This is a genomic window from Metabacillus rhizosphaerae, assembly GCF_037201795.1.
GTDB classification, from domain to species: domain Bacteria; phylum Bacillota; class Bacilli; order Bacillales; family Bacillaceae; genus Metabacillus; species Metabacillus rhizosphaerae.
The window spans coordinates 2,714,887-2,733,030 of the sequence record NZ_CP147403.1; the positions used below are offsets into that span (position 1 = coordinate 2,714,887).

Genomic DNA, 18,144 nt, shown 5'->3' on the forward strand with positions numbered 1-18,144 from the left:
AGCATGATACGTGGAATCTTGATTGGTATTTTATCAATTGCAGTTATTGGTTCCGGTTATTGGGGGTACAAAGAACACCAAGAAAAAAACGCAGTGCTGATTCAAGCAGAGAATAATTATCAGCGAGCCTTTCATGATTTAACATATCGAGTGGACCAATTGCATGATCGTATTGGAGCAACATTAGCTATGAATTCAAAACAATCTTTATCACCTGCACTTGCAGACGTGTGGAGAATAACATCTGAAGCACAGTCGGATGTAGGACAACTTCCTTTAACATTATTGCCTTTTAATAAAACTGAAGAACTTTTAGCTGGAATAAGTGATTTTACTTATCGAGCAGCTGTTCGTGATTTAGAGAAAGAACCGTTAACAGATGAAGAGTATAAAAAGCTAAAGACAATGTACACGAAATCTGAAGATATTCAAAATGAACTTCGAAATGTTCAACACTTAGTCATTGAAAACAATTTACGCTGGATGGATGTTGAATTAGCTTTAGCTTCTGGACAAAAGCAAGCAGATAACACAATCATTGATGGTTTTAAAACAGTCGAAAAAAATGTAGAGGCATATTCAGAGTCTGATTTTGGTGCAAGTTTTACGTCAATGAATAAAACAGGAGAAGGTTTTGATAAGTTAGAGGGGAAAGAAATAAGTAAAGAAACAGCAATAAAAATCGCAAAAACCTTTGTCCAAAACAAAGTGACAGATTTGAAGGTAACAGAAAATGGCGAAGGCTCATCATTTGGTTTCTATAGTGTTTCTATGCACGACAAAGAGAATAATACGGATATCGATATGGACTTAACGAAAAAAGGTGGGCATCCCGTTTATTTAGTGCAAAATCGCGATATTAAAGAAAATGTTATTAGTCTTAATGAAGCCTCTAATAATGCCAGAGAATTCTTAAATGATCATGGTTTTGAAGATCTTGATCTATTTGAAAGCGCACAGTATGATAATATCGGGGTCTTTTCTTTCGTATCAATTGTAGATGGTGTGAGAATCTACCCAGATTCAATACGAATGAAGGTTGCTTTAGATGATGGTCAGGTCATAGGTCTTTCTGCACGTGATTATTTAGCTGCACATAAAAAAAGGGAAATACCAAAACCAAATATTTCTAAAGAAGAAGCTGCTAAAAGGTTAAATCCAAGTTTAGAAGTACAACAAGATAGATTAGCCATAATAATAAATGAATTAGGGCAAGAAGTACTATGCTATGAGTTCCTAGGAACAATTAATGCTGACACATATCGAATTTTCATTGATGCAGAAAACGGTATGGAAGAAAAAATTGAGAAATTGAAAAATCCAGAACCAATCTTCCAAGAAGTTTAAGAACTTTAAAAAAATCAAAGTGAAATCTGAATAAATATTCTTTATTTTTTCAATTGAGTTGATAAGAATATTAGGTTGTATATACTGAATTATTATTAAAATAGAATGCGAATATTTTAAAGGATATCCTAATTGTTTTATTTTTTAGGGTATCCTCTTTCGTTTTAACACACTTAGCTATTTTCTGAAGTTTGTACTCTTGCGCATCGGAATGGTCCATGCTTTAATAAGAATGAGAGTGTATTCAGAAAGAGTGATATTTGTGCTTAAAATTGGGGATGTCATAAATTTAGAAACATCAGATGGTAATGGCGAAAGACTAAAGTGTAAGCTAGTCGAAAGAAAAGGAAATCAACTATATATCGATTATCCAATTAATGCAATTACAGGTCGTTCGGCCTATTTGATGCTCGGTACAGAGCTTATCGCTTCTTTTGTTAATAAGGATCATAATGCGTTTCGTTTTCAAACAGAGGTTACTGGACGTGTAAAGCAAAACATTCCAATGATTTCTATTACATATCCTGGTGACAACATGTTAATTCGGATTCAAAGGAGAGAATTTGTAAGGGTTGATACTTCAGTAGATGTGGCAATTCATCCTAAGCAAGATGAATTTCAACCTATAATTGCTGTTACAACAGATATAAGTGCTGGAGGCTCAGCGATCCTTCTTCCAAAATCTACAAAATTGAAGCAAGGTCAAGAGATAGTTGTATGGTTTTCCCTGCCATTTCAAAATGAATCAATTGAATATATAAAACTAAATGCTAGAATTATCCGTTTTATACCTGAAAATGAGTTATTCTTAAAAGCACCGCTACAGTTTTTAGAAATCGATGATGCCACTCAACAAACATTGATTCGTTTTTGCTTTCAGCAACAAATTCAACTGCGTAGAAAAGGACTTATTACAGAATAAATATTGGTATTTTTATGCATACTATAATTAAAAGTGCAAGCGCCAGTTTAGCGACATATGAACTGTAGCACTCGAATGAGATAAAGCGAGACTTATCGGACTTTTAAGGGCAGGTATCATTTACTGCTCGTTAAGTGTGGCAAAGAAACACGAAGAGTGATAGTGATTCGATGTTGGCTTAATGTATAAGAAGTGTAAAGTTCATTTCTACTTTAGTGCTGGAGCTGGATGTTAAACTGTTACGCGTGCGCTAGATGCATTTTTAAAAAATACCGGAGTTGAAGCAATGAAACGGTTTGAACGTATTTTAATCAAATTAATTGTCATTCAATTTGTAGCATTAGTATGTGCGCAACTATTGATCCAACAATCGACCATTCAACCATACCTTTCTCGTGTTGTTCAATATGAAGGGGTAAATAAAATTACGATTACAGAATGGCTGGAAACATTTAGTCAATAGAAAATGATGCAGGTGGGGATTTGACCTGCTTCATTTATTTGGCATGCTGTATCTATGGCATTATTAATGCATCAACCAAATGCGTTCTCCTTTGGCAACTTAATGACATCAAAACTACTAGACTAAAAACCTATTTGGAGGAAATATGGAACAGAAAATTTCAATCGCAATTGATGGACCAGCTGCTGCTGGTAAAAGTACGGTAGCAAAAATAATTGCTGAGCATTATTCATACATTTATATAGATACTGGTGCAATGTATCGTGCTTTGACATACAAAGCATTGCAAGAAAACATTGATCTAAAAGATGAAGGAAAGGTAGCAGACGTTCTTTCTACCATTATTATTGAACTACAGCCATCAGAAGATGGTCAAATCGTTTTGGTCAATGAAGATAATGTTACGGAAATCATTCGGTCAAATGAAGTGACAAATAATGTGTCAATTGTGGCTATGCACCCTAAGGTAAGAGACGAGATGCTAAAACGTCAGCGGTTATTGGCAAAAACAGGTGGCGTAGTAATGGATGGACGTGATATCGGAACTCATGTATTACCTGACGCTGAGTTGAAAATTTTTTTACGAGCAACTGTTGAGGAAAGAGCAAAAAGACGTCATGAAGAAAATCAAAAAAAAGGTTATATATCTGATTTTGAACAACTTAAACTTGAAATTGCCAATCGAGACAAACTAGACTCTGAGAGAGAAGTTGCACCTTTAAGAAAAGCGGAGGATGCAATCGAAATTGACACTACAGCTTTGTCTATACACGATGTCGTAAAAAAAATAGAAGATTATATAGAAGAAAGGCTTTGATAACGTGTCATTATATCCTTTTGCAAGATCAGTTGTAGCTGGTATTTTAAAGCCAACTTATCGAATTAAAGTCGAAGGTTTAGAGAATTTCCCAAGAGATGGAGGGGTGTTTCTCTGTACCAATCATATTAGCAATTATGACCCGCCAGTCGTTGGAATTACTGCACCAAGAAAAGTATTTTTTATGGCGAAAGCAGAGTTATTCAAAGTGCCCATATTAAAGGACTTACTGATGAACTTTGGGACTTTTCCAGTAAACAGAGGTGGTAGTGATCGTGAAGCACTGCGAACAGGTCTTAAAATTTTAAAAGAAGGTAATGTATTAGGATTTTTTCCAGAAGGAACAAGAAGCAAAGATGGAGAATTAGGTAAAGGACTTCCTGGAGCGGGATTTTTTGCACTCCGTTCTAATGCTGCAGTAGTACCTTGTGCAATTATTGGGCCATATAAACCTTTTAAAACATTACGGGTTGTTTACGGTAAGCCAATTAATATGGACGAATATCGTGAGAAAAAAATTACTACTGAGGAAATGTCCGGGATTATTATGGAAGAAATAGGAAAACTTCTCAAAAAGTAACCAAGATGAGTACTTACTACTTGACAAAAAGTAGCATTTATTAGAAGTTTATTAAAAGAGGTTTTTTTTATTTTATTTTTAAAGAATAAAAATTCCTTTTAAATAAAATGAAATCTTACATATATTTAATCAAAAGTCGCGCAGGTTTTGACCAAGGAGGGTAATTGAAATGGTAGAAGAGTTGAATAACGTACAAGTTGAAACGCCTGAAGTTGGAGATATCGTAAAGGGTATCGTGACAAAGGTAGAAGAAAAACAGGTTATTGTCGAAATTGAAAACTGTAAGCATACTGGTATTATTCCAATTAGTGAACTTTCTAGCCTTCATGTAGAAAAAGCTTCTGATGTGACAAAAGAAAATGACGAATTAGAATTAAAAGTAACAAAGGTTGAAGATGAAGCATTAGTTCTTTCAAAAAGAGCAGTAGATGCAGAAAAAGCATGGGACTCATTAGAACAAAAATTCGAATCAAAAGAAATCTTTCAAGCTGAAGTTAAAGATGTTGTAAAAGGTGGCCTTGTTGTTGATTTAGGAGTAAGAGGCTTTATACCTGCATCATTGGTTGAAGCGCATTTTGTAGAGGATTTTTCAGAATACATGGGGAGAACTCTTTCATTAATTGTTGTCGAGCTAGACCGCGAGAAAAACAGAGTGATTCTTTCACATCGTGCTGTAATAGAAAAAGAACAAACTGAAAAGAAATCAGTTGTATTAGAATCTATTAAGGTAGGGTCTACAATCGAAGGTACAGTTCAGCGTCTTACAGATTTTGGTGCTTTTGTTGATATTGGTGGAATAGATGGGTTAGTTCATATTTCTCAGCTTTCCCATACACATATTGACAAACCATCTGATGTTGTTGAAGAAGGTCAGAATGTAACGGTTAAAGTTCTAGCAGTTGATCGTGATAATGAAAGAATTTCTTTATCTATTAAAGAAACGCTCCCTGGACCATGGGCAAATATTGCAGATAAAGTAAAGGTTGGAGATGTTCTTGAAGGTGAAGTAAGAAGACTAGTATCCTTTGGTGCATTTGTAGAGATTTTACCTGGAGTTGAAGGCCTTGTCCACATTTCGCAAATTTCTAATAAACATATTGGTACTCCACAAGAAGTATTAGATGAAAATCAATCGGTTAAAGTAAAGGTATTAGATGTTAATGAATCTGAACAACGCATTTCGTTAAGCATTCGTGAATTAGAAGAATCTCCAAAAGCAACTGAAGAAGATTTCCGTAATTACCAAGCAAAGGAAGAATCATCGTCTGGCTTCCAATTAGGTGAAATGATTGGGGATCAATTAAAAAAACTTAAATAATGGTGATATAGGTGAGCAAAAGAGCACAAAGAAAAATCGAACATATCCAACATGCATTAGCAACGGGGCAACAACGCACAAATGGATTCGATGATATTACCTTTGTTCACCAGAGTCTACCAAACTTGTCTATAGCAGAAATAGATTTATCAACAAAAGTTGGCGAACTTACTTTAAGTTCGCCTCTTTTTATAAATGCTATGACCGGTGGTGGCGGTGAGGATACGGTAATTATTAATGAAGCATTATCAAAAGCTGCAAAAAATGCAAATATAGCAGTTGCAGTTGGTTCACAAATGTCTGCGATTAAAGATAAGAGTGAGCGTCCTTCCTATGAAATTATTAGAAAGGTTAATAAAGAAGGAATTATCTTTGGGAATTTAGGCAGTGAGGCAACAGTTGAACAAGCAAAAATAGCAGTTGATATGATTCAAGCGAATGCATTACAAATCCATTTAAATGTAGTACAAGAACTAGTAATGCCAGAAGGTGACCGTGACTTTAGTGGAGCCTTATCAAGAATTGAGCAAATTGTCAAAGGTGTTGACGTACCTGTAATTGTAAAAGAAGTTGGCTTCGGTATGAATCGAGAAGTAGCCGCTAAGTTAAAAGAGGTAGGAGTAACTGCTGTTGATGTTGGAGGATTTGGTGGAACAAATTTTTCAAAAATCGAAAATATGAGAAGGCGAAAAATGCTCAAGTTTTTTGATCAATGGGGAATATCAACTACAGCCTCAATTGCAGAGGTAAGCAGTTTAAAACGTATCCCTGTAATTGGTTCAGGTGGTATTCAAGATGCACTTGACATTGCGAAGGCAATAGCGTTAGGAGCATCATCAGTAGGAGTAGCTGGTTATTTACTGAAAGTATTCATAGATAAGGGCTATGAGCATTTAGAGCAAGAAATTAACCAAATGATAGAGGAATTAACGATCGTTATGTCTGCACTTGGTTCTAGAACAATACAGGAACTTCAATATGCTCCATTAATTATCAGTGGAAAAACCCATCATTGGTTAACTGAAAGAAGTATCGATACAAAGGAATATAGCAACAGAAAAATTCGATGAAAAAATGGCTAGTTGGTTATTAAACCAACTAGTCATTTTTAATATTCAGGAAATTATAAAATTCAATTACTGTGGCTAAGAGATTGGCATCCAGTTCCAGCGCCTAGCCCCTCTTGGGTCTAAGCCACTCAAGAATTGAAGGTTAAAAACACCTTCTATTCATGAGCGTCTTAATTGCCCGATGCTGTTCAAGGCGCTTGCGCTTTTGTTCTTATCAGTGACCTGTAAACTCTTCGTAAAGGACAATAATATAGGGCCAGGCAAAACAACTTCTAATTATTTTTTATTTCTGTTTCTAGCGGATTCAGGACCTTCTAATGTTGTAGCCCCAGGGTAGTTAAGTGATTGATCACGATCAGATTCTACTCTTCCGCTTTTTCTAAGCTTTTTTTCTTGACGATCTTTTCCCATTTTAAAACCTCCAATCATGTGTACTATTATTTTTTGTCTGTTTTCTTTTATTCATTAGTGCTATTTTTTGTTAATTTTTCGATTAAAGGTAATTGGAAAAAGACATAATGGGAATAGTAGGAGGGGTGAGAGTGGAAGGAATATTTTTTTATTGGCTTATGTGGTTAGCTTGGGTTGTTACAACTTTTTTTATGAAAAAAGGAAAAACGAGAATAAAATTAGCAATTTTCATAATGCTTAACATCATTATTAGTGAATTTTATATGATTATTGGAGATTTTTATGTCAGGGTTTCGCTTCTATTATTTTTGCTTTTAGGATATTACCTTGCTGTTAAACATAAAAAACAAAGAATAGTGTCCTTTTATATGACAACATTAACATTAATGTTTGCTTATGCAGGTATTTTACTATTTCGAATTTATGATCCAGTTTGGTTTTTGTTCGATTATCGATTAATCGTAAGTGTAGCTGTCAGTTTGTTAGCTATCTATCTAGGGAAACAAACTGTACAAAAGTATGCTCTTTACATTATTTCAGTATGTCAAGGCGAATTTTTATATTGGTTTATTTTAGGGAAGTTTCATAAAGGCTTAACAATTGGGACTGCTGCCTTTTTAGATATGATAGTCATTGGGTGCTTAATTATTTATATTTGCACAATATCTCAACAATTTATTGTCTTTATTGAACAAACGTTACAAAAACCGGCAAAGGAGAAACAAGGATGATATGAATGAATACACGTTGCCAGTACTTTTTGGTGTGATAGTTGGAGTTCTAACTCGTCTCCATATGCTTAGAACAGATTATAGGCAATATCCTACTTACTTACATGGGAAAATAATTCATATTGCGCTAGGGTTTATTGCAGCTGGTTTAGGTACAGTTGCAGTTCCATCGATTATGGAAGAGGATTTTACCGCGATTACCTTTCTTACATTGGCAGCATCACAATTTCGTGATGTTCGTAATATGGAGAGGAACACGTTAACCGTTTTGGATGGTTTTGAACTTGTTCCGCGGGGGAGTACATATATTGAAGGAATTGCAATTGCGTTTGAAAGTAGAAATTATTTGGTTATATTTACATCATTGCTTACTACATTTGCCTATTTAACAGTAAATATTTATACTGCATTAATTGTTGGGGCTATTTGTTTTTTTATTTGTAGAAAGCTTATGGCTGGAAGTAGAATAAAGGATATAGTAAATATCAAAACAGCAGATCTTCATTTTGAAGGAGCAGGATTATATGTTGATGATATTTATATAATGAATATAGGGATTCCTGATAAACAAAAGGCCATTTTAAAGTATGGTCTAGGTTTTGTTCTCACGCCTAAAAATGACAACTCAAAAACAACAATTGCTAATTTAGGACAACGTCAAGCGATACTTCATGATGTATCAACTGCATTAGGGGTTGTTCGTGATTCAGGAGAACCATCTTTGGTTCCGTTGGCAAAAAGAGATCTTGATGATGGTCGACTAGGTGTGTTTGTACTTCCTCAAGAACGTGATATTGAAAAAGCAATTCAAGTAATTGGAGATTGTCCAACACTTGAAAATGCTATTAGAATGCCATCTGAAGCGAAGGCAAACCGACATGGAGGAAAAAAATGAGTAGTGTACTTGAAAAATATATACTGGCTATCATTACAACTGATGAAACGAAAGCAGCTGGTGGTACTGCAATTTTCATTTGCAAAACTCAAGAGGAAATGCATTTTTATGCCAAAAACCTTGAAGCAATATTAGATGGAATAGCACATGGAATTGGGGAAGATTTGTATATTATTGTGAAACACTAAGTTGAGTATTTGTGAATTGTTTGCTAATATATAAAAGTTAAGCCCTTCTTGTTTAAATAGAAGGGTTTCTTTTGTAGAGGGAAATTAGTTTTTACATATTAGGTGTGATGTAGTGCGCTGGTGCTTTTGTAAGTTTACCCAGTCGTATTAAAATACTTTTAATGTTATGAAATTAGATATAGAACATTTTTAACTTTTCATAGACTGTTGAATGTACAGCTTCTCATCTTATATGTAGGTGAGTTGAGACTTCTTCTCTTTAGGAAATTCACAATTAAATGTGGAAACATAATAATGGAATGTAGAATAGGAAGGGTGTAAGACATGGCAAAACCAGTTGTTGCAATCGTAGGACGGCCTAATGTAGGAAAATCTACAATTTTTAACCGAATTGTAGGAGAACGAGTTTCGATTGTAGAGGATATTCCTGGAGTGACAAGAGATCGAATCTATAACTCTGGAGAATGGCTTAATAATCAATTTAATATCATCGATACAGGTGGAATAGATATCGGAGATGAACCGTTTTTATCACAAATTCGTCAACAAGCTGAAATTGCAATTGAAGAAGCAGATGTCATCATTTTCTTAACAAATGTACGTGAGGGTGTAACTGCTGCAGATGAAGAGGTAGCCAAAATTCTCTATCGTTCAAATAAACCTGTTGTACTTGCTGTTAACAAGGTGGACAACCCTGAAATGAGAGCAAATATTTATGACTTTTATTCTCTAGGATTCGGAGAACCATATCCGATTTCAGGTTCTCATGGATTAGGATTAGGTGATTTATTAGATGAAGTGGCGAAACATTTCAAAAATATAGGCGCAGAAGACTATGATGACACAACAATTAAGTTTTCATTAATTGGTAGACCGAATGTGGGCAAATCATCACTTGTAAATGCAATATTAGGTGAAGAGCGTGTCATTGTAAGTGATATTGCGGGTACAACTCGTGATGCAATTGATACAGTATATAAATATGAAGGTCAAGAGTTTGTTATTATTGACACAGCTGGTATGAGAAAAAAAGGAAAAGTATATGAAACAACAGAAAAATACAGTGTTCTTCGTGCATTAAAGGCAATTGATCGTTCTGATGTTATTTTAGTTGTGATAGATGGTGAAGAAGGTATTATTGAACAGGACAAGCATATAGCAGGTTATGCTCATGATGCTGGGAAAGCTGTTGTAATAGTTGTGAATAAATGGGATGCAGTTGAAAAAGACGAACGAACAATGAAGGAATTTGAAGAAAATATTCGTGAACATTTTAAATTCTTAGACTATGCTCCGATCGTTTTCTTGTCAGCAATGACAAAGAAACGTATTCACACATTAATGCCTAATATAATCTTAGCAAGTGAAAATCACTCTAGAAGAGTTCAAACAAACGTCTTAAACGATGTCGTCATGGATGCTGTCGCCATGAATCCAACTCCAACACATAAAGGGAAACGATTAAAAATATTCTATACGTCACAGGTTGCAGTCAAGCCACCTACATTTGTTGTTTTTGTTAATGATCCAGAACTCATGCATTTTTCTTATGAACGATTTTTAGAAAATCGAATAAGAGCAGCTTTTGAATTTGAGGGTACTCCTATAAAAATCTTTACCCGAGAAAGAAAGTAGTCCTGAATTTAAATGATTTGCTATTGTGTAATAAGGCTAACTCTATATTAATGGGGGTTAGTCTCATTTCTTAAAGAAAAGGGGCGTGTCAAAATGGAACAAATTACAGTGTTAGGTGCTGGGAGCTGGGGTACGGCTTTAGCGATTGTCCTTGCAGATAACGGACACAATGTTAAGTTATGGGGCCATCGTCCAGAATTAATTAATAATATTAATAAAACGAAAAAAAATGATAAATACCTTCCAGGAGTTGAATTGCCAGCTAAAATTGAGGGGTTTTCAAACTTAGAGGAAAGCTTGGTAGGTTCAAAAACTATTGTACTTGCTGTGCCTACAAAAGCAATTCGTGGTGTTTTGAATGAAATTACGAAGGTGATTAAAGAAGCAATTACAATTGTTCATGTTAGCAAAGGGATTGAACCTGATACACTCTTACGTATATCAGAAATAATTGAAGATGAGATGCCAAGTCACTTACTAAAGGATGTTGTTGTCCTATCTGGTCCAAGCCATGCAGAAGAGGTTAGTCAAAGACATATTACAACAGTAACATCTTCATCTAAAAATATGGTAGCTGCTGAATACATACAAGATTTGTTTATTAATCAACATTTCCGCGTCTATACCAATCCTGATGTTATTGGTGTAGAAATCGGTGGAGCATTGAAAAATATTATCGCTTTGGCTGCTGGTATTACAGATGGTCTAGGTTATGGTGATAATGCAAAAGCTGCTCTTATTACCCGTGGACTTGCTGAAATTGCACGGTTAGGTAGCAAGATGGGGGGGAACCCATTAACTTTTTCAGGTTTAACTGGAATTGGAGATTTAATTGTTACGTGTACAAGTGTGCATTCTAGGAACTGGAGAGCAGGTAATCTGCTTGGGAAAGGTCAAAAGCTAGAAGAAGTATTAGAAAATATGGGAATGGTAGTTGAAGGAGTACGGACAACAAAAGCTGCCTACCAGCTTGCTCATAAATATGATGTGAAAATGCCAATAACTGAGGCTTTATACGAGGTATTATTTAATGGACAATCGCCAAAAGTAGCGGTTGATTCTTTAATGGCACGTGTAAAAACACATGAAATGGAAGATCTTGTGAACATAATGGAAAATCGATAATTCAAATCGTACTTCAGTCACACTTTCTATAGTTGAATTACATGTACTATTAGAATGACTAATCAATACAGCAAGCCCAAATGGAGCTGCATTATTAATAGAACTAGTCTATTTTCTAAATCGGGAAGCCATTCAAATAAAATAGCCTAGTTACTTACCCATTTCCTTCTGTTAATAGGTGACAAACACATCATACCTAGCATATAATACGAAGAATTAAAAAAAATAGGAACAATATATCCTATAAGGTATGAAAGCTGCATGTTAATAATGCGGATTAATATGACATGTTTGATCTGATTTCTTGGGTAGCCTGACCAATAAAACCTGACTTGTAAAGTTTACACGGCATATCTAGGCATTAGAGGATGCAAAATCATTTATATCCGCATAGAATGCAACGAAGTCAAATAAGAGTTGTTCTTATTGATGGGTACTGTTTAGTCGTATAAATTGCTGAAGTAAAGTTCGTCCCCTCTTTACTTCAGTTTTTTATTGTATCTAAACAAGGATTAACATAAAAAGGACAAGCTTTGGACAAGCCCTGTAAAGTATATTATAATCGACCATGGAATTAACTTTTAGTTATTATAAATAGTAGGTCTTAAAATTTTAATACATAATGAACAAGGCGGATACACTTTTCATAAAGCTTAGGTAATGATAAATTTCAAGTGCTGTGGATAAGTGCTTGCATCTGCAAGCGTCTAGCTATATCGAAATGTATGTAAATACAGCTTTTATTCATGAATATCTAATTTGTTTGCCCGAGAATGACCAAGGATTTTGCGTTTTGTTTTTAAAGGAGGAGTCTGTTTATGAGTGCAGCCCTTATGAAAATGTGGATATCATTTGCATCGATGGGGTTTATGTTTATTGCAATATTGTTTATTTATCTAAGTCGCTTTAAATTAAAGGGGTTATTAAAAGTAATCTTTACAATATTAGCCTATATTTTTATGATTCTAGCAGGGATTATCATTTTGTTTGTCGTATTCAGCGGACCTGTTACCGAATAATTAAATGTAAAAGGAAGTTATTGCGGATGAAATTTATTAAGATTATGGCTTGTTTTTTTGGCTGTTTCCTTTTATCTGGTTGTCTCTATCCAGAAGAAAAGCTACAGAAAAATACAATACCCTATGAAGACCAAATTGCTGCAGTCCAAAATTCTGTAGATCGATTTCAGGAAGAATCGGGAGGGCTACTTCCTATAAAGACGAGGGATATGACAACACCGATTTATCAAAAATATCCAATAGATTTTTCAGCGTTATCTCCTAAATATATGGCAGAACCACCAGGAACCGCGTACGAAAGTGGTGGAATCTATTTATATACACTTGTAGATGTGGAAGAAAACCCAACAGTGAAATTAATTGATTTACGTATTGCTGAGACAATACATGAACTAACTGTTAGGTTAGATGTCTATCGTCAATCCAATGGTTATCCACCATTTAAAGATCTTATAACAAATGATATCTACACATTAGATTATGAGAAACTTGGATATGACGAAGATCCATTCGTTGAAAGTCCGTTTTCGGGGGAGAATTTACCTTTAGTTATCGATAAAAACGCAAAGGTTTATGTAGACTATCGTATTGATTTATTTAAAGCATTGCAAGAAAAAGAACATTCTTACAAGCCGGGGGATGATATTCGGGATCTGTTAGTGAAGGATACCTATTTTGTTCCTGCGTATTCTTTGCCTTATACAATAAATGAAAAAGGCGAACCTGTATTTGTTGAAGCGAAAGAATAACACTTTGTTTTTAAAAAACTTTATAAAAAAGTCATGAACCCTTCTTTAAAGAATAAACTCTAAAAGAAGGGTTTTCTTTTTCACTTTTGAGGGGTTATTAATAAAAAAATCGATATTTGGAAAAAAAATTGCGGGCAAAGGCATAAATAAATAGGACAACGTCATACATATATAATGTCCTATAAGAAGACGGATAAGCTTTATCCCAATATTGTATGATCGGGAGGGGATCACTTGGAAAAAGTAGATATTTTCAAGGATATCGCTGAACGAACTGGTGGCGATATATATTTAGGAGTGGTTGGTGCAGTAAGAACAGGTAAATCTACTTTTATAAAGAAATTTATGGAATTAGTCGTACTACCTAACATTGACAATGAATCTGACAAAGCTAGAGCTCAAGATGAATTACCACAAAGTGCAGCTGGTAAGACAATTATGACAACTGAGCCGAAATTTGTCCCGAATCAAGCAGTTTCTATTCATGTGGATGAGGGACTTGATGTCAATATTAGATTAGTAGACTGTGTAGGTTACACTGTTCCTGGCGCTAAAGGTTATGAGGATGAAAACGGTCCTCGCATGATTAATACTCCTTGGTATGAAGAGCCAATACCATTTCATGAAGCGGCAGAAATTGGAACACGTAAGGTTATTCAAGAGCACTCTACACTTGGTTGTGTGATTACAACTGATGGTTCGATTGGAGATATACCACGCCAGGATTACTTAGAAGCTGAATCAAGAGTAATTGAAGAATTAAAAGAAGTGGGGAAACCGTTTATTATGATTATTAATACGGTCCGCCCTCATCATCCTGAAACGGAAGCCCTTCGCAAGCAATTAAATGAAAAATATGATATTCCAGTGCTAGCAATGAGTGTTGAAAGCATGAGGGAATCAGATGTTATGAGTGTCTTAAGAGAATCTTTATACGAATTCCCTGTGTTAGAAGTAAATGTAAACTTACCAAGTTGGGTAATGGTCTTAAGAGAAGATCACTGGCTACGTGAGAGCTATCAGGAAGCTGTAAAAGATACAGTAAAAGATATTAAAAGACTTAGAGATGTAGATCGAGTTGTCGGACAATTTAGTGAATATGATTTTATTAACAAAGCAAGCTTAGCTGGTATTGAGATGGGGCAAGGGATTGCTGAGATTGATTTATATGCTCCAAATGATTTATATGATCAAATTTTGAAAGAGGTTGTAGGAGTAGAAATTCGTGGTAAAGATCATTTGCTACAGTTAATGCAGGACTTTGCTTATGCTAAAGCTGAATACGATCAAGTTGCAGATGCTTTAAAGATGGTAAAACAAACTGGATATGGTATTGCAGCACCTGCTTTGACTGACATGAGTCTTGATGAGCCTGAAATCATTAGACAAGGATCAAGATTTGGTGTTCGTCTTAAGGCTGTTGCACCATCTATTCATATGATCAAAGTTGACGTAGAGTCTGAATTTGCTCCAATCATTGGAACTGAAAAGCAATCGGAAGAATTAGTACGCTATTTAATGCAAGACTTTGAGGATAATCCATTATCAATATGGAATTCTGATATTTTTGGACGTAGCTTAAGTTCCATTGTCCGTGAAGGAATTCAAGCAAAATTATCGTTAATGCCTGAAAATGCTCGATATAAACTAAAAGAAACATTGGAGAGAATTATTAATGAAGGCTCCGGTGGTTTAATAGCGATTATATTATAACTTTTGGACCTCTATTTAAGAGGTCTTTTTTAATTATAAGGAAATTAATTTTCTCATCGCCTTTATTATTCTGGTAAATTAATAAAGTTAAATAGATATAAAATTTCATACTAAATGCTCAATTATGACATATATTAAGATAATATTTACAAAAATGTAATGTAAGTGGCGAAATTTAACTTAGAATAAGAACATTCATTCCTGTTTTAGTAATTAACCCTTGATATGATTGGTTTTTTATTAGGATAAAACTTGATTCACTTGTTTTATTATGTTACTCTTTTTACAGAAATTATTTTCTCTATTGGTCGATTCTTCCTAAAACACCAATATTCATGATGAAAATCATTGAATTATGTAGAAAAATCATATAAGATAAGCGTGTTGATAGTATTTTCACGTTCTATCATGTATAGAATTTATCGAATCTGTGAAGAAATGAAGACTAATAGTAATTCCATCCCTTTGGGAGGAGGTGAAAGGCATGAATAAAACTGAACTAATCAATGCGGTAGCAGAAGCTAGTGAATTATCTAAAAAAGACGCAACTAAAGCAGTAGATGCTGTTTTCGATACAATTTTAGATGCACTAAAAGATGGTGATAAAGTACAACTTATCGGTTTTGGTAACTTCGAAGTTCGTGAGCGTGCGGCTCGTAAAGGTCGTAACCCACAAACTGGTGAGGAAATTGAAATTGCTGCTAGCAAGGTGCCTGCTTTCAAACCAGGTAAAGCACTTAAAGACGCTGTAGCAGGAAAATAAGTTATAGTTTGTCATGTAATATCTATTACATACAGCCATTCTTCACAGAAGCCCCTTTCTAAGGGGCTTTTCATTTGTCTGTCGGAATGGTTTCATTATCCACTTCAAGTGTGTCAATCGGCAGTGGGAAATCCATACTTGAAGAGAAAAAACACCTTCTACTTTGCCCTTTAATGATAGCCTGCAGTATACCTCTTTACACTTTTAATTTTGCTTTTATCTTATTATTTATGCTAGAATCTAAAATCAAATGTAATCGAATAGGAGGACAGAAATGGGACAAGTGGATTTTGGGAAAATCGAACAAGCGGTAAAGTTAATACTTGAAGCGATCGGTGAAGACCCAACGCGAGAGGGCTTACTAGATACCCCCAAACGTGTTGCTAAAATGTATGGTGAAGTTTTCAGCGGGTTAGATGAAGACCCATCAGAACATTTTAAAACAATTTTCGGTGAGGATCATGAAGAACTAGTATTAGTTAAAGATATTCCTTTTTATTCAATGTGTGAGCATCATTTAGTTCCTTTTTATGGTAAAGCACATGTAGCTTATATTCCTAAAGGTGGCAAGGTGACAGGTCTTAGCAAGCTTGCACGTGCAGTTGAGGCAGTTGCTAAAAGACCCCAATTACAAGAGAGAATCACATCTACTATAGCAGATAGTATAAATAGATCTCTTGAACCTCATGGGGTTATGGTTGTTGTAGAGGCAGAACACATGTGTATGACAATGAGAGGTGTTAAAAAGCCAGGTTCGCAAACAGTTACATCTGCTGTAAGAGGGATATTTAGAAAAGATGAAGCTTCTAGAGCAGAAGTATTATCATTAATTAAAGGATGAGCTTTTTCATTATCCTGGGTGGAAAATCATATGAATTTAAAACATAAAGATAGTCTTCATCATTTATTAAGTGGTATGATAGAGATATGTTATGGTTGATTTCATGATTTATTGGCAAGTCTGAAATGCATATATCATTAAAATAATCTTAATAGTTTAAAAAGACAATCTGTAAATAGGCAGGTGTAGGAATGAATCAAAAAAATGACTTCGTTATGATAAAAGCCATTGAGGATGGCGTGAACGTGATCGGACTTACTAGAGGTTCAGATACTCGATTTCATCACTCTGAAAAGCTAGATAAAGGTGAAGTGATGATTGCTCAGTTCACAGAACATACTTCTGCAATTAAAATAAGAGGTAAAGCGCATATTCAAACAGGCATTGGAGAATTAGAAAGTGATTCACGAAAATAAGCAGGGTTCCCTGCTTTTATTTGCGTTTAAAAACAGTGTAGACTGCATAAAGTAGATTAAAAAGAACAAATATGATTCATTGTGTTATAATTGATTGTAATTTAATTTTTGAATGGAAGAATATTAATTAACGTTACAATATTAACCATGATACTAATTTATATTGCATGATTTACTACATAAAATATGTGGATTATAGGTATTGACGAACACTTAAAAGTGGATAACCGTCCCCTTTTCCACGTTAACCGCTTAGCTTCCACTTGAGTGGATTCTGTATAGATTTTTACATGAATAGCTATTGTAACATTCAATAGAGAGAGAATGTTAAATTGGGGACAAGGGTGATATATTTGCAGGACATCTATGTAAAGTTAGCGAAAATGAAAATAGCGTTAGAGGAGAAACTCACACATCCATTTTTGGGAAAGTATTTACCTTTACCAAAAATAGATGAGGATAAGCTATTGCTCTTTTGTGCAATTTTTGATGAGATAGATCTTTCAGAGGAATTAAAAGAAAGTTATATTTTGACGGCTATGCTTGTTCAAATTGCCCTTGATACTCATGACGATGTAACAACTCATAATAATATTAATTCAACTGAATTTGTGCAAAGACAATTAACCGTATTGGCTGGCGATTACTTTAGTGGATTATATTATTTTATGCTTTCAGAGGTAAAGGATTTCAAAATGGTAAGAACATTGGCCGTCGCGATTAAGCAAATTAATGAACATAAAATTAGACTCTACCATGATGATGAAGTCAATATTCAATCTATAATGGATAGTTTACTTATTGTCGAAACAGCTTTATTTCAACGTGTAGCCGAGCATTTTAATCTCGATCGATGGAAATTGATATCTACAAAGTTTTTAATTTATAAAAGACTATCTCATGAAAAATTTCAAATTGAGAACGAATCAAATATTCCCGAAAATCAAAAATATGAAGGCATGTTCTCAGGTAACTATTTAATGAGAGTATGTAATATGTATTTTGAAGAGACGTCCTCTCTTTTAGAATCAGGTTTTCTTAAGACTCCTGCTATAAAAAATCTACTGCATAAACGATTGCAATCCATTCGTTTCTATGAAACATTACATTATAAAAAGACTGTGGAAGAAGGTTTGTAAAA

20 protein-coding genes are annotated in these 18,144 nt (G+C 34.6%); 19 read left to right on the top strand and 1 reads right to left on the bottom strand.

Translation table 11 applies throughout. From position 1 onward, the window contains the following. The first annotated feature begins 3 nt into the window (after positions 1–3). The 7 genes from ypeB to fni all read left to right on the top strand — a co-directional run bounded on the left by ypeB (position 4) and on the right by fni (position 6,517). Positions 4–1,347, top strand: a complete 1,344-nt coding sequence (ypeB, locus tag WCV66_RS13275; protein ID WP_338789301.1) for a germination protein YpeB — start codon at positions 4–6, stop codon at positions 1,345–1,347. 262 nt (positions 1,348–1,609) lie between these two features. Then, positions 1,610–2,269 carry a flagellar brake protein gene (locus tag WCV66_RS13280; RefSeq protein ID WP_338789302.1) on the top strand — a complete coding sequence of 220 codons (660 nt, stop codon included), beginning with the start codon at positions 1,610–1,612 and terminating at the stop codon, positions 2,267–2,269. Positions 2,270–2,555: 286 nt separating this feature from the next. Further along, positions 2,556–2,732: a YpfB family protein gene (locus tag WCV66_RS13285; protein ID WP_185653532.1), complete on the top strand. Its 177-nt coding sequence runs from the start codon at positions 2,556–2,558 to the stop codon at positions 2,730–2,732. 145 nt (positions 2,733–2,877) lie between these two features. Continuing rightward, positions 2,878–3,549 carry a (d)CMP kinase gene (gene cmk, locus WCV66_RS13290; protein WP_338789303.1) on the top strand — a complete coding sequence of 224 codons (672 nt, stop codon included), beginning with the start codon at positions 2,878–2,880 and terminating at the stop codon, positions 3,547–3,549. Between the two features lie 4 nt (positions 3,550–3,553). Then, the gene (locus WCV66_RS13295; RefSeq protein ID WP_338789304.1) at positions 3,554–4,129 is read left to right on the top strand and encodes a lysophospholipid acyltransferase family protein; all 576 of its coding nucleotides are present in this window, start codon (positions 3,554–3,556) and stop codon (positions 4,127–4,129) included. Between the two features lie 169 nt (positions 4,130–4,298). Then, a complete protein-coding gene (rpsA, locus tag WCV66_RS13300; protein ID WP_338789305.1) occupies positions 4,299–5,447 on the top strand; it encodes a 30S ribosomal protein S1 in 1,149 nt (382 codons plus the stop codon). Positions 5,448–5,458: 11 nt separating this feature from the next. After that, complete coding sequence (fni, locus tag WCV66_RS13305; RefSeq protein ID WP_066332039.1) at positions 5,459–6,517, top strand: type 2 isopentenyl-diphosphate Delta-isomerase; 1,059 nt, start codon at positions 5,459–5,461, stop codon at positions 6,515–6,517. Positions 6,518–6,793: 276 nt separating this feature from the next. Here the strand turns inward: fni and WCV66_RS13310 are convergent, their stop codons facing one another. Next, on the bottom strand, positions 6,794–6,928 hold the full coding sequence (locus tag WCV66_RS13310; protein ID WP_066332037.1) for a YpzI family protein: 135 nt from the start codon (positions 6,926–6,928) through the stop codon (positions 6,794–6,796). A gap of 131 nt (positions 6,929–7,059) precedes the next feature. Between WCV66_RS13310 and WCV66_RS13315 the strand changes: the two genes are divergently transcribed. From WCV66_RS13315 to WCV66_RS13370, 12 genes are all read left to right on the top strand, one after another. Then, a complete protein-coding gene (locus WCV66_RS13315) occupies positions 7,060–7,659 on the top strand; it encodes a hypothetical protein (RefSeq protein ID WP_066332029.1) in 600 nt (199 codons plus the stop codon). Position 7,660: 1 nt separating this feature from the next. Further along, on the top strand, positions 7,661–8,554 hold the full coding sequence (locus tag WCV66_RS13320; RefSeq protein ID WP_066332021.1) for a YIEGIA family protein: 894 nt from the start codon (positions 7,661–7,663) through the stop codon (positions 8,552–8,554). Next, a complete protein-coding gene (locus tag WCV66_RS13325; RefSeq protein ID WP_066332019.1) occupies positions 8,551–8,742 on the top strand; it encodes a capping complex subunit for YIEGIA in 192 nt (63 codons plus the stop codon). The genes WCV66_RS13320 and WCV66_RS13325 overlap by 4 nt, the downstream gene beginning before the upstream one ends. A 324-nt stretch (positions 8,743–9,066) precedes the next feature. Beyond that, positions 9,067–10,377, top strand: coding sequence for a ribosome biogenesis GTPase Der (der, locus tag WCV66_RS13330; protein ID WP_066332010.1), 1,311 nt, complete (start codon positions 9,067–9,069; stop codon positions 10,375–10,377). Between the two features lie 93 nt (positions 10,378–10,470). After that, positions 10,471–11,502, top strand: a complete 1,032-nt coding sequence (locus tag WCV66_RS13335) for an NAD(P)H-dependent glycerol-3-phosphate dehydrogenase (RefSeq protein ID WP_338789306.1) — start codon at positions 10,471–10,473, stop codon at positions 11,500–11,502. Between the two features lie 818 nt (positions 11,503–12,320). Beyond that, entirely contained in the window at positions 12,321–12,521 is a 201-nt protein-coding gene (locus tag WCV66_RS13340) for a DUF2768 domain-containing protein (protein WP_066331999.1), read from the top strand. Positions 12,522–12,547: 26 nt separating this feature from the next. Then, complete coding sequence (locus tag WCV66_RS13345) at positions 12,548–13,270, top strand: hypothetical protein (protein ID WP_338789307.1); 723 nt, start codon at positions 12,548–12,550, stop codon at positions 13,268–13,270. Between the two features lie 234 nt (positions 13,271–13,504). Continuing rightward, entirely contained in the window at positions 13,505–14,983 is a 1,479-nt protein-coding gene (gene spoIVA / locus WCV66_RS13350; protein WP_066331988.1) for a stage IV sporulation protein A, read from the top strand. Between the two features lie 484 nt (positions 14,984–15,467). Next, on the top strand, positions 15,468–15,746 hold the full coding sequence (gene hbs / locus WCV66_RS13355) for a non-specific DNA-binding protein Hbs (RefSeq protein WP_034332307.1): 279 nt from the start codon (positions 15,468–15,470) through the stop codon (positions 15,744–15,746). A gap of 274 nt (positions 15,747–16,020) precedes the next feature. After that, positions 16,021–16,587: a GTP cyclohydrolase I FolE gene (gene folE, locus WCV66_RS13360; RefSeq protein ID WP_066331987.1), complete on the top strand. Its 567-nt coding sequence runs from the start codon at positions 16,021–16,023 to the stop codon at positions 16,585–16,587. Positions 16,588–16,778: 191 nt separating this feature from the next. Then, on the top strand, positions 16,779–17,003 hold the full coding sequence (gene mtrB, locus WCV66_RS13365) for a trp RNA-binding attenuation protein MtrB (protein WP_066331986.1): 225 nt from the start codon (positions 16,779–16,781) through the stop codon (positions 17,001–17,003). 353 nt (positions 17,004–17,356) lie between these two features. Continuing rightward, positions 17,357–18,142 (top strand): heptaprenyl diphosphate synthase component 1, encoded by a 786-nt coding sequence (locus WCV66_RS13370; RefSeq protein ID WP_338789308.1) that lies wholly within the window; start codon positions 17,357–17,359, stop codon positions 18,140–18,142. Positions 18,143–18,144: the final 2 nt, after the last annotated feature.

Bases quoted from the DNA above. Each gene is read 5' to 3' on its own strand.
- ypeB (WP_338789301.1), top strand. From the start codon at position 4: ATGATACGTGGAATCTTGATTGGTATTTTATCAATTGCAGTTATTGGT.
- WCV66_RS13285 (WP_185653532.1), top strand. From the start codon at position 2,556: ATGAAACGGTTTGAACGTATTTTAATCAAATTAATTGTCATTCAATTT.
- cmk (WP_338789303.1), top strand. From the start codon at position 2,878: ATGGAACAGAAAATTTCAATCGCAATTGATGGACCAGCTGCTGCTGGT.
- rpsA (WP_338789305.1), top strand. From the start codon at position 4,299: ATGGTAGAAGAGTTGAATAACGTACAAGTTGAAACGCCTGAAGTTGGA.
- WCV66_RS13310 (WP_066332037.1), bottom strand. From the start codon at position 6,928: ATGGGAAAAGATCGTCAAGAAAAAAAGCTTAGAAAAAGCGGAAGAGTA.
- WCV66_RS13320 (WP_066332021.1), top strand. From the start codon at position 7,661: ATGAATGAATACACGTTGCCAGTACTTTTTGGTGTGATAGTTGGAGTT.
- WCV66_RS13325 (WP_066332019.1), top strand. From the start codon at position 8,551: ATGAGTAGTGTACTTGAAAAATATATACTGGCTATCATTACAACTGAT.
- der (WP_066332010.1), top strand. From the start codon at position 9,067: ATGGCAAAACCAGTTGTTGCAATCGTAGGACGGCCTAATGTAGGAAAA.
- WCV66_RS13335 (WP_338789306.1), top strand. From the start codon at position 10,471: ATGGAACAAATTACAGTGTTAGGTGCTGGGAGCTGGGGTACGGCTTTA.
- WCV66_RS13340 (WP_066331999.1), top strand. From the start codon at position 12,321: ATGAGTGCAGCCCTTATGAAAATGTGGATATCATTTGCATCGATGGGG.
- WCV66_RS13345 (WP_338789307.1), top strand. From the start codon at position 12,548: ATGAAATTTATTAAGATTATGGCTTGTTTTTTTGGCTGTTTCCTTTTA.
- hbs (WP_034332307.1), top strand. From the start codon at position 15,468: ATGAATAAAACTGAACTAATCAATGCGGTAGCAGAAGCTAGTGAATTA.
- folE (WP_066331987.1), top strand. From the start codon at position 16,021: ATGGGACAAGTGGATTTTGGGAAAATCGAACAAGCGGTAAAGTTAATA.
- mtrB (WP_066331986.1), top strand. From the start codon at position 16,779: ATGAATCAAAAAAATGACTTCGTTATGATAAAAGCCATTGAGGATGGC.